The sequence below is a fragment of the Halorubrum sp. JWXQ-INN 858 genome (assembly GCF_009806985.1).
Lineage (GTDB): Archaea > Halobacteriota > Halobacteria > Halobacteriales > Haloferacaceae > Halorubrum.
In genome coordinates this window covers 1-9,998 of the sequence record NZ_WUAX01000002.1, presented here as the reverse complement: position 1 = coordinate 9,998, position 9,998 = coordinate 1, and the positions used below count along the sequence as shown (strand labels likewise).

The window sequence follows — 9,998 nt, the reverse complement described above, 5'->3', positions numbered from 1 at the left end:
TCACCGTTATTCTCGCGGCCGTCATCGGGACGTTCGTGCTCGGCCTCGGCGACTCCATCGGCGAGAACGCACCGAGTGCCAGCTACGACTGGGATCAGTTCGATGGGAGTGACGAAACTCCTGTTGCGGAGGTAACTCATGTAAGTGGACAAAACCTCGATCCCGATCGCTTGTCCGCACGCGTTACCTACGCTGACGGAAGTGACGCAGACACTGTAAATGATCTCAGTGCATGGGATGCAGATTCAATCAGTTCTGGTGCATCAATTTCCTTTGGTGGTGCTACCTCTGGGGCTGACGAAGCTTCATTAAACGATCTCAATGAAGATGATGAAATCCGTATCATCTGGACCGCGAGTGGTGGTGGGTCTTCGTCGACGCTAACTTCCTACACGATCGCGTAAGTTCTCTCACTTTCTCCACCTACTTTCTATTCGCGTCCGATAGCGTAGCCCGATCACGTCCGTGTTGAACCGCTGGATCGTCGTGGGGTCCAGCTCGTCGCGGGCGTCCCGCATGTTCTCTTCACTCTCCACCAGGTGCGCGAGCGCGGCGTCGATGACGACGCTCATCGGCGGGTCGTCGTCAGGACCGCTAGCGACGATCTCGCTCGCCCGTTCGAGCTGGCGCTCGCGTTCGTCGGTGATCTTGAGGCTGGTCCGGCGAGTCATGTGTCACCCCGAGAGTACAGCGCGGCAAGACTGAGGATCAGGATCGGCGCGACGATCCCCGTGGTAGCATAGACGGCGGTGGCGATCCACAACACCGCCCACAGTACCGACGGGAGCGACGCCGCCGCGATCTCGACGGCTCGCGTCTCGATCGGCCGGGGACCGTCGTCGACGCGAGCGGGTGTCGTGTCGTGGCTCATACTTGTACCACCGTATGCACGGGGGTCGCGATCCCGTCGATCTGCGGTGACTCGCGCCGGACGGGTTGATAAGTGGATGTCGATCCGCCGGCGATCGCCGCGGGGTCGTCGACGACGGCCGGGGTCGACGGCCGCGTTTTGATGCACCCGTCGTGGCCCACGCCCACGGCAGGGTGCATAGATCGCGGTTCGTGAATACATCCATGCCGCACCCCACGGGGATGCGTCGAGAACCCTCTTCCAAAGGGTTTCTCGGGAATAAGAAGCTGCACGGGTCGCGTGTCTCTGACGGGACAACTGGGGAGGGACCCCAGTAGCCCAGATAGGGGTATTACGCCCCTAAATCCGGTGCCTAACATTGTAGGTATCATCGAATCGCCCCCGGAAGCTCGGGGATCCCGCCGTCGGTCACCGCCCGAACCACGTACACACCGCGGTCGAGTCGCTGGACGTGCATCCGCTGGTCGTTCGGGATCTCGCCGTCGTCGAGCACCCCGTCCATTCCCAGCTCGCCCTTGTCGAGCGTCACCCGGGGCGTTCCGTCACAGTCTACGAGCTTTCTGAGCGAAGACATCGACCCGTGCGGGCACGGTGGGGTACAAAAGGATACCGCCGTACCCACAGCGTACCCATAATCCGGTGTTTAACGTCCGGAGCCGTGGCGTCCGAACGCGTATGGCTACTTCATACAGCGGTGGAATGGCGAATCTCACGGGGAAACAAAACATGCTGATCGACTCGTTCGCGCTCATGTTCATCGGGTGGTTCTCGGCGATCCTGTTCGGGGTGCTCGAAACGTCGATCACTATCTTCGGCGGCTACGATTTCGCGGATCCGCTCTGGACCGTCGCGGGAGCCGAGATCTCCGTCGCGCTGCTCGTCGTCGTCTTCTCGGTGATCTGGGTGCTCGTCACCAACGAGGTCGACGGCTCCGACTACGCTCCCGAAGAGTTCGCGGTGATCGGCTTCGCGCTCCTGGCTCCAGTGCTGTTCATCTTCGTCCCCGCCTTCGAGGCGCTGGTCATGTGGCACGGCGCGAGCCAGCTGCTCTTTGCGCTGCTCACGACCTTCGCGACGACGTGGATCGCCTACACCGCCTAACCGCCCATAGCCCACGATTTTCATGCGTACACAAAACACGGAAGACGACGGTATCGGGCGGAGAACGTTCCTGAAAGGGGTCGGCGCGACCGGCGCGGCCGGTGTCGGACTCGCCTCGAGGCGCGGTCCGGTCGGCGAGGCCGACGCGATCGCTCCCGCGATCGTCGTCGGCGTGACTGCCGCGTCCGCTGGGGCGGTCGCCTACGACTGGCTGCTCCGCGATCACATCGTCGGCGACGCGGACTCGCCACCGGAGGGGCTGACTGCTGACGCGCTGGAGAATCAAATCCGTCAGGGCGTCCGTGCTCGGAAAAGCCAGAACGCGAGTACAATCCTCGATAACAAAAATCTACTCGATGGTGCCGAACACGTCGCATACACGGAGGGGAAAATCGATTCTATCCATGCGTTGAATGAACAGCAGTCGCAGAATGACGTGCAAGCGGCCGCGGTTGACGCGGTTGATAGCTACGAAACCACGATTTTGAACAACCTGTTCAAAACGTGGAACGAATCGGTCGCTGAGTTGGATAACTTCATCTCCGCCATCTCTCAACACCCTGAGCTATCCTTAGAGGACGTTTTAGGGGGTGTAGTACTCGACAGCGACCTTTACGACGCCGTAGATGGGTCTCTTAGGGTCTTGCTGTCTGAGAGGACTCACACCCTTCCCGACGGGACGGACTTTGTCCTTCATCAACCTGAGATCGACATAACTGGATCCTCGTCAACTAGCGCTGAGTGGGATCCTGCTGATGGATCGTCGGTCGGCCCTGCTGCTCAAACCGTGGGGACTGATGGGGTCACATACCTCAACCCGCTTGTCTGGAATGACCTATATGAAACCATCACGGACACGATGCAAGATGTCCGTGACGGCCTCATTCTGTGGGTTGATAACGTCTACTCCGACGTGCAGAGCGGCGAGATCGACGTTGATGAGCTAATCACGCCCCGCGAACGCGCGGCGATGATGGCCGAGGATGAGGGCATGGCGCAAGCGATCGCTGACCTCCAGGCGCTCAACATCCCGATCGACGTGGAGCGCGAGGCGACGATCCACCTCGAGCACGTCGACGCCACGATCCGCGGGACGCTCGGCATCACGCAGGACCAGCCGATCGAGTCCGGCGAGACGTACGACCCGGAAACCGATATCGACGGCTCGGTGTACCTGACCTACGACGTGTCGCTCGGCGAAGGCACGTGGGGTGCCTACGAAACCGGCGTCGACGGTGGCGAGGTCACGTTCACGGACGAGCCGTGGCCCGGGACGATCTACCGGCTCGACACCGCGGCCGGCGAGACGGTCGAGCTCACCGCCGACGACTTCACTCCCGTCGACGCCGACGGTGACGAGGTCGACGACTGGGAGGACCCGGACCGCTGGCTCGTCGATATCACCGATGACGTCGAGGACGCCATCACCGAGGTCGACGAAGTCCAGTACTTCGCTGCCGAGGACGAGACTCAGTACGAGACGATCCAGCTGCAAAACGAGTTCATCGTCGGACGGATCGAGGACTCCGACGGCAACGAGGTCGAGTCGATGGACTTCCAGTCGTCGGAACCGCAGTCCGACGACAACTACATCACGCAGGAAGAGTGGGACGAGATGGAGGCTCGCAACCAGGAGCTGATCCAGAAGTACGAGGACTCACAGGACTCCGGCGGTGGCGGGATAAGCCTGCCCGGCTTCGGCGGCGACTTCGAGTCGGCCGGGCTCGGCGCGATCGCCGGCGGCGTCGCCGTCGTCGGGCTCGCCGGCGGAGTCCTCTACCAGATCGCGAAGCTGTACCTCCCCGGCAACTGACCATGCGACGCCTCATTCTTTTCGTGACCGTGGCCGTAGCCGTCGCGCTCGCGATGGGCATGGGCGGGGTCACGGCACAGGAGAACGACACCGAGACGAACGTCACCGACGCCGTCGAGCTCGTCGAGAGCGACGCCGCCGGCGACACGCTCGAAAACCAGCAGTCGATCCGGATGGGCGAGCACACCGAGATCGTCGGCTGGGAGTTCACCGACGGCCGAGTCCACGTCGCGATCGACACCGACCGGACCCAACGCGTCACCATCAGCGACGGTGCCGCGGGCGTGGGTGACGCCGGCGCCACGCGGATCCCCCAGGTGAGCGAGCGGATCTACGGCGGTGACACCACCGTCGTCACCATGCCCGTCGAGACGGTGATGGGCGGGCAGGTCGTCGCCGTCACGCTCGGCGGCGAGTCCGTCCGCCTCTCGACGGAGATGGACGACTCCGGTGACGACCCGTTCCAGTACTTCGGCGGCGAGTCCGGGCTGTTCTCCGGGATGCTACTCGCGGTCATCACGTCGATCGGCGCGGCCGGTTACGTCCTGTGGCGCGAGGACTCCGGGGTGATCAAGGCATGAGCGACACCAGCGACACCTTCGGTGGATGGGCCGACCGCCTCACCTACATCGCCGCCGAGGGTCAGCTCGTCGTGCTCGGGCTCCTGTTCTCGGTCGGCGCCGCCCTGGTGATCTTCCGGCCGACCCTCCCGAGCGTCCCGCCCATCGTCATCGGGTGGATCGCCGCGCTCATGCTGTTCGGTCCGCCCCTGTTCGGGTTCTGGGTCGCGTTCGTCCGCCGGCTCCGCGAGCACCACATGATCGCGGTCCACCACGTCAACGCCATGGATGACACCCTCGAGAAGTACTACGTCGAGCCGTCGATGTGGTCCGAGAAGAACGTCGACGGCGCGCACCCGTACCCCGTCAACGGCGGGTCCGGCTGGGCCGTCCAGTCGTTCGAGCACCTCGAGGACATCGGCGAGATCAACGTCGACGGCGTCTGGCTCGAAGAGTGCGAGGACACGAAGCTACTCACGAAAAAGAGCCACATGGAAGCCATCTACGGGAAGCTCACCGAGTCGCACATCGCGTTCAACATCATGCGCGAGTCGATCAGCGAGCTGGGCGCGGACATCCAGCGGCGCGTCATCAACACGGGCGCGGAAGCCCGCGAGCGCGGGACGATGATCGACGAGAACGCGGTGAAGGACGTGTTCGAGTCGTTCGAGAAGGACGTGAGCGGCACCGGGCCGGGCGACCTGCCGACGATCGAACTCGACGACTTCGCGGCCAACGCCGTCGACGAGCCCGAGACGAACGGGTCCGCTCCGAGCGATGGGCTTGGGCCGCAGGAGGCACCCGCCGATGACTGACGACAACGACGTCTACACGCCGGCGCAGTACCGCGAGCACCAGGACGGCCACGGGGTCCGCGACCCGGACGCACACGGTCACACGGGCGTCGTGCGTGACCCGCGAGTGTCGCGCTACCTCTCAGTCGTCGCGGAGAACTACGACCCGATGGCGGCCAACGAGCCAGGGCGGATGCCCGGGACGTACGACGGGCTCGACGAAGTCGACGAGATCCGCGCCATCGCCGCCACAGAGACGGCCCGGACCGCGCTCGACGCCGGCGACATGCCGACCCTGAAACACCTCACCGGCGACCAGAACGAGCGCGCCGATATCTCCGGGATGAAGGCCATCCAGAAGATCGACCAGATCATCACGTCGCCGGCACCCGTGATCGTGATCCTCGGCGAGATGGGCACGGGCAAGACGGACCTCGCGGGGCTCGTCGGGCAGCGGGCGCGGCACCTACTCGGCGTCGACCAGGTGGCGTCGAACATCCCGACGCTGAAGGAGACCGACGAGTGGATCGACGCCGACGGCGACGCCCGGAGCGGGTTCGTCCCTGACTTTCAGACGATGGACGCGTGGGTCAAACAGGACGGCGACCCGCTCCACAACGACCAGTCGCGCAAGCTGTTCATCGGCGACGAGTTCAGTTCCGTGGGCTCCGGCGGCGGGAAGTCGGGCTACCTGATGCGGCAGAAGATGGGGCCGCTGGTGTTCAAGATCCGCAAGTATGACGGCTTGCTCATCTACGTCGCACACGACGAGTCGTCGATCCACCCGCTCCTGTGGCGGCTCGGCGTGATCATCAAGAAGACGAGCAAGAAGCAGGCGATCGTCGCGGACAAGATCAAGTCCGGGGAAGTCCGCGACGAACGGTTCCGCATCGACGGGATCCCGCAGACTGACTGGCGGTACAACACGAAGGACCCCGCCGTATGGTCGTGGACGGGCGCGAAGGACGAGGACGACCCCGAGCCCGGGGAAGTCGCCTACGACGTGGCGCTGTGGACCGTCAAGGCCTGCAAGGAGGACGACCTCACACACCGCGAGACGGCCAAATACGTCCCGTTCGGCAAGTCGTGGGTCGGTGACCGATGGCCCGAGATCCGCGAGGGCGACCACGCGGGAGCCATGGACAGGGTCGAGGCCCTAACCGCATGACTGCGGTACCGTGTCCGTCTGTCCGTGTCCACCCACCCCGTCCATACGTAGGGGTCGTCCGCGGCCCACCGCCCGCTCGCGAGGCGAGCGGGGCGAGCCGTGGGCCGTCTCCGAGATATGGCACGAAGTTGATATATAAGACGCGCGCGACGCGCGGGGGCGACTGATCGATGCCGAGTCACCGAGCGAACGCCCACGGTACCGCGTGTGAGTACCACCTCGCGGAGAAGTACAACGTCCGGCTCGTCGACGAGGAGGGGAAGCGACTCGACACCAGCTGGTACGATGGGCTGAAGGACGGCACCCCGTGGGAGTTCAAGGCGACGGCGAGACGTCACGCCGACGGGCAACCGGGCAACTTCAAAATCTACCGGAAGTACCACGATCGCCTTCAGCAACAGGGTGGGCGCTACGGGTTCGCCGTGTATCGGGTTCGTGGGCGGGGGACGCAGATCCTTAAGACGACGACGGTCCGGGCGTCGAAGTTACCGACGGTCCGGTGGCATGGAGGTGGGAGCCATCGGGGGAGTCAGCAGGCGAAGATAGACATCAACTCGGCATTATCGTTGCCACGATGAGAAGAATTTGTTATAAAACACAAAGATCGCAAAGATCGAGGCTATTCCTAATATTGCAAATACAACCGGTGCTATTGACTCAATCATCCCCAGAATCGGATCACCGAAGCCGTATATGCCAAGTGTAGATCTCCAATCAAATATAGCATATAGAATACCAACGATCAATACGACCGCAACTATACTCCCACCTACTTCCCGCACTTTTTTGATCATGTTCTATTTTACATTTCCTTACTGAAAAATTTTCGCGAGCGCGCCGAAGGTGCGCGGACGACACGGCGCGAATGAGCGGGGTCCCTTAGAAAATGTGGCCTTAGCCACACACGTAACGGTCAACCGACCCCCCGGCGTCGGTTTGGAGCGGTCGGTCGGGTCGACGAGCTCGCCATGGGCATGGGCTCGCGGCGAGATCGGCGTCGATCGGGCCGGCTCACCCGTCGAAAACCGGTGAGAAGTGTCGCGAAAAGGAGGTCAGAATAGTGTCGCCACTCAAAAGGGGCCGCGCTACTGGAGGGTCTGGCCCCTCCCCCACGCGCTCCGTGCGGGCCGGATCTTCGGACCGGCGTTGTCGCGATAGTGCGTCATCGCGTCCTTCAGTCGCTCCGGATCCCGACCGGCCTCGACCCAGTACCGCTTCAGCCGGGTGATGAGGTCGGCCCAGGCGTCGCCCGCGAGGTCGTTCATCCGGACGCGGATGCGCGCCTCGCGCTCGTCGATGTGGATCCCGTTCGCTTGGCAGAACGCGATCAGCTCGTCGGTGCGGTCGTCGAGCGCGTCCCGCTCGGCGTTCTGCAGGGCGTTCGCCGCGGTCCCGACCGCGTTCCGTACGCCTTCACAGGCGTCGTCGATCGCCTCAACGACCTGTTCGGCGACGTAGTGCGACCGGAGCGCGACCGAGCCGTGTTCGCGGATGACCATGTCCTCGATCCGCCGCAACCCACGCCGGACGCTGTCGGGGTGCCAGTCGTGCTGGTCGGCGATGTCGGCGGGCGACACCTCCCCACCGTCGGCGACGAGCGTCTGCAACGAGTCCAGCTCGACGGGTGAGAGTCCGTTCATCAGCTGCCGGATGACGACGTTCCGCTGGTCGCTTTCGACCCGTTCGAGGTTCAGCGGGAGGACTCGCGAGCGGTCGATCGTCGACGCTTCGAAGTAGGCATCCGGGACGTAGGTCCGCCCCCCGCCGTCGCCGTCATCGTTCAGCGGTTGGGTGGGGAGCCCCGCCTCGTTGATCGTCGCGAGGATCGTCTCCTCCAGCTCGCTGACGAGATCGTCGTGGTCGGTCGGCCGGAGCGTTCGGTCCCACCGACTCGACTGGTACGACGCTTCCACCTTCGGATGTGCGAGCGGGTGGTCGTCCGGGAACGACTCGGACTCACGCGCGTAGTAGTGCTTCAGCTCCCGCGGGATCTCGTGGTCGGGGAAACACTCGCGGACCCGTGTCGACCCGAGCGTCACGGTGTGGTAGTAACCGGATCGCTTCGTGTCGTCCTGTACCACCTTCCGGTAGCCCGATCGGTCCGACTCCAACAGGTGACCCATCCGGGCGATCGGTCCCTCGCGGCCGTGGATCGGACCCGACACGTCGTCGTCGAGCCGGACGTACCGCGCCGCGTCGATGACGACGCTGTAGGCATCGGTCCGGTTCTCGAAGTGCATCGGGTCGAGCGTGACCGCGCCCGCGGCCCGCTGGATGACCGTCTCGACGGTGTCGAACTCGACGTTCGACGCGTTCACGCGGACGTTCACGGCGTCGCCGAGGTCCCACAGCGGGCGGGCGGCGTCCTTGCCGCTCTTCGACTGCAGCCCACGCCATCGGGGCTGGATGAGCGCCTTCACCTTCTTTTCGCCCACGTCGTCGTCGACGACGGCGTTCAGTCGGAACTCCCGAAGCGTGTCGAACTCGACGCGCGTCCCGTCGGGGGTCGTTCCCCCGTCCGGAGGGGCGAGCCCGGACTCCTGGTAGGAGAGGGTGACCCGCCACGTCTCGCCGTCGAGTCGGAAGCTCCCGCGGCGGCTCCCCGTGGCGTCACACAGGCGGGCGGCACCGAACCACGGCCCAAGCCCATCGGGATAGACGTAGTTCGCCGCGTACTCGTGTGGTACCGTCTCGACCGCCTTCATCGGCCTCCCTCTCGCTCGAGGTAGCACCCGGCGCATTCGAGCCCGTCACCGCCGCGGTTCCGGACCGACGGGCGGGCCTTCCCGCAGCGGTCACAGTCGAGAAGGCTCACGCGAGCACCACCACGATGTTGACGGCGGCGACGAGCGACCCGACGAGTGCGACGGCGAAGCCGAGCCACTCGGGTGCGTCGAGGGCGTCCGCGGCGGTCGGCCACACGATACAACAGGCAGCGACGGCGACGAGCATCGCGAGGACGGCCGGCCCTTCGCCGACAGTCAGGAGCTCGCGGACGATCGGGTTCGCTTCCGCGTCGACGCCGGCGGCGCGGGCGGCCGCGACGGTCGTCATCGCGTCGAGCACGCCGTGGGTCGTGAAGATCGCGGCCGTCTCTCCGGCGCGATCACTCATCGCGATCCTCCAGGAGGTAGGCCTGTTCACACCATGGAACGGACCGGTCGACGATCGCCGCGATCTCGGCGAACGTGAGATCGGTCCGGTTGCGAAGCCGAACGACGACGGTCCGCCGTTCGATCGTCACGGGTGAACGGCCGGTCACGCCGACCGCCTCCGTTCGGCGTCACGCGTCCACCGAAGACGGGCCGCGTCGTAGACGTGAGCTCGTGGGCCGTGGGCCGGGTCGTAGAACCGGCTCGCGCGGACGAACGGCGTCATCCGGAGAGCCCTCCGTTCCACGGCTCGCCACCGTTGCGCGCCGGGTGCGTCCGCGGGTCCGGCGTGGGAACGTCCTTGCCCGCCGCGCTCCCCTCACAGATCCGAACCCACGAGTCGCACTCGGGGCATCGATGGGCGCGACCGTCCTCGTCGCCGTGGACCCGGCGGAAGTCCGATCGAACTCGTGACCCACAAAGTTGACATGAACTCCGCTCCGGCGGGTCGAGCGGGGTCACGTCGACCACCTCGTAGCGCCGCCGCTAAGTGTAAGAAAAAGGTGGAAAAGGGTTATGTATCCTATGGGCCGGCGCAG

13 protein-coding genes are annotated in these 9,998 nt (G+C 64.6%); 7 read left to right on the top strand and 6 right to left on the bottom strand.

The genetic code is table 11. The features are described from left to right. On the top strand, positions 1-404 hold a 404-nt coding region (locus tag GRS48_RS00460), incomplete at its 5' end, for a type IV pilin (protein ID WP_159482989.1). Between the two features lie 6 nt (positions 405-410). Here GRS48_RS00460 and GRS48_RS00455 read toward each other — a convergent pair. From GRS48_RS00455 to GRS48_RS00445, 3 genes are all read right to left on the bottom strand, one after another. Next, positions 411-671 (bottom strand): hypothetical protein, encoded by a 261-nt coding sequence (locus GRS48_RS00455; protein ID WP_159482988.1) that lies wholly within the window; start codon positions 669-671, stop codon positions 411-413. Further along, the gene (locus GRS48_RS00450) at positions 668-871 is read right to left on the bottom strand and encodes a hypothetical protein (protein ID WP_159482987.1); all 204 of its coding nucleotides are present in this window, start codon (positions 869-871) and stop codon (positions 668-670) included. Before GRS48_RS00450 ends, GRS48_RS00455 begins: the two co-directional genes overlap by 4 nt. 367 nt (positions 872-1,238) lie before the next feature. Further along, complete coding sequence (locus GRS48_RS00445; protein ID WP_159482986.1) at positions 1,239-1,445, bottom strand: hypothetical protein; 207 nt, start codon at positions 1,443-1,445, stop codon at positions 1,239-1,241. A gap of 152 nt (positions 1,446-1,597) precedes the next feature. Between GRS48_RS00445 and GRS48_RS00440 the strand changes: the two genes are divergently transcribed. The 6 genes from GRS48_RS00440 to GRS48_RS00415 all read left to right on the top strand — a co-directional run bounded on the left by GRS48_RS00440 (position 1,598) and on the right by GRS48_RS00415 (position 6,885). Beyond that, complete coding sequence (locus GRS48_RS00440) at positions 1,598-1,972, top strand: hypothetical protein (RefSeq protein ID WP_159482985.1); 375 nt, start codon at positions 1,598-1,600, stop codon at positions 1,970-1,972. A gap of 172 nt (positions 1,973-2,144) precedes the next feature. Beyond that, entirely contained in the window at positions 2,145-3,785 is a 1,641-nt protein-coding gene (locus GRS48_RS00435) for a hypothetical protein (protein WP_159482984.1), read from the top strand. A 23-nt stretch (positions 3,786-3,808) separates the two neighbouring features. Beyond that, positions 3,809-4,366: a hypothetical protein gene (locus GRS48_RS00430; protein ID WP_159482983.1), complete on the top strand. Its 558-nt coding sequence runs from the start codon at positions 3,809-3,811 to the stop codon at positions 4,364-4,366. Next, positions 4,363-5,160: a hypothetical protein gene (locus GRS48_RS00425; protein ID WP_159482982.1), complete on the top strand. Its 798-nt coding sequence runs from the start codon at positions 4,363-4,365 to the stop codon at positions 5,158-5,160. The genes GRS48_RS00430 and GRS48_RS00425 overlap by 4 nt, the downstream gene beginning before the upstream one ends. After that, a complete protein-coding gene (locus tag GRS48_RS00420) occupies positions 5,153-6,307 on the top strand; it encodes a hypothetical protein (RefSeq protein WP_159482981.1) in 1,155 nt (384 codons plus the stop codon). Before GRS48_RS00425 ends, GRS48_RS00420 begins: the two co-directional genes overlap by 8 nt. A 170-nt stretch (positions 6,308-6,477) precedes the next feature. Then, a complete protein-coding gene (locus GRS48_RS00415; protein WP_159482980.1) occupies positions 6,478-6,885 on the top strand; it encodes a hypothetical protein in 408 nt (135 codons plus the stop codon). A gap of 507 nt (positions 6,886-7,392) precedes the next feature. Here the strand turns inward: GRS48_RS00415 and GRS48_RS00410 are convergent. From GRS48_RS00410 to GRS48_RS00400, 3 genes are all read right to left on the bottom strand, one after another. Continuing rightward, the gene (locus tag GRS48_RS00410; protein WP_159482979.1) at positions 7,393-9,012 is read right to left on the bottom strand and encodes a hypothetical protein; all 1,620 of its coding nucleotides are present in this window, start codon (positions 9,010-9,012) and stop codon (positions 7,393-7,395) included. 106 nt (positions 9,013-9,118) lie between these two features. Then, the gene (locus GRS48_RS00405) at positions 9,119-9,421 is read right to left on the bottom strand and encodes a hypothetical protein (protein ID WP_159482978.1); all 303 of its coding nucleotides are present in this window, start codon (positions 9,419-9,421) and stop codon (positions 9,119-9,121) included. After that, the gene (locus GRS48_RS00400) at positions 9,414-9,551 is read right to left on the bottom strand and encodes a hypothetical protein (protein WP_159482977.1); all 138 of its coding nucleotides are present in this window, start codon (positions 9,549-9,551) and stop codon (positions 9,414-9,416) included. The genes GRS48_RS00405 and GRS48_RS00400 overlap by 8 nt, the downstream gene beginning before the upstream one ends. Positions 9,552-9,998 lie beyond the last annotated feature (447 nt).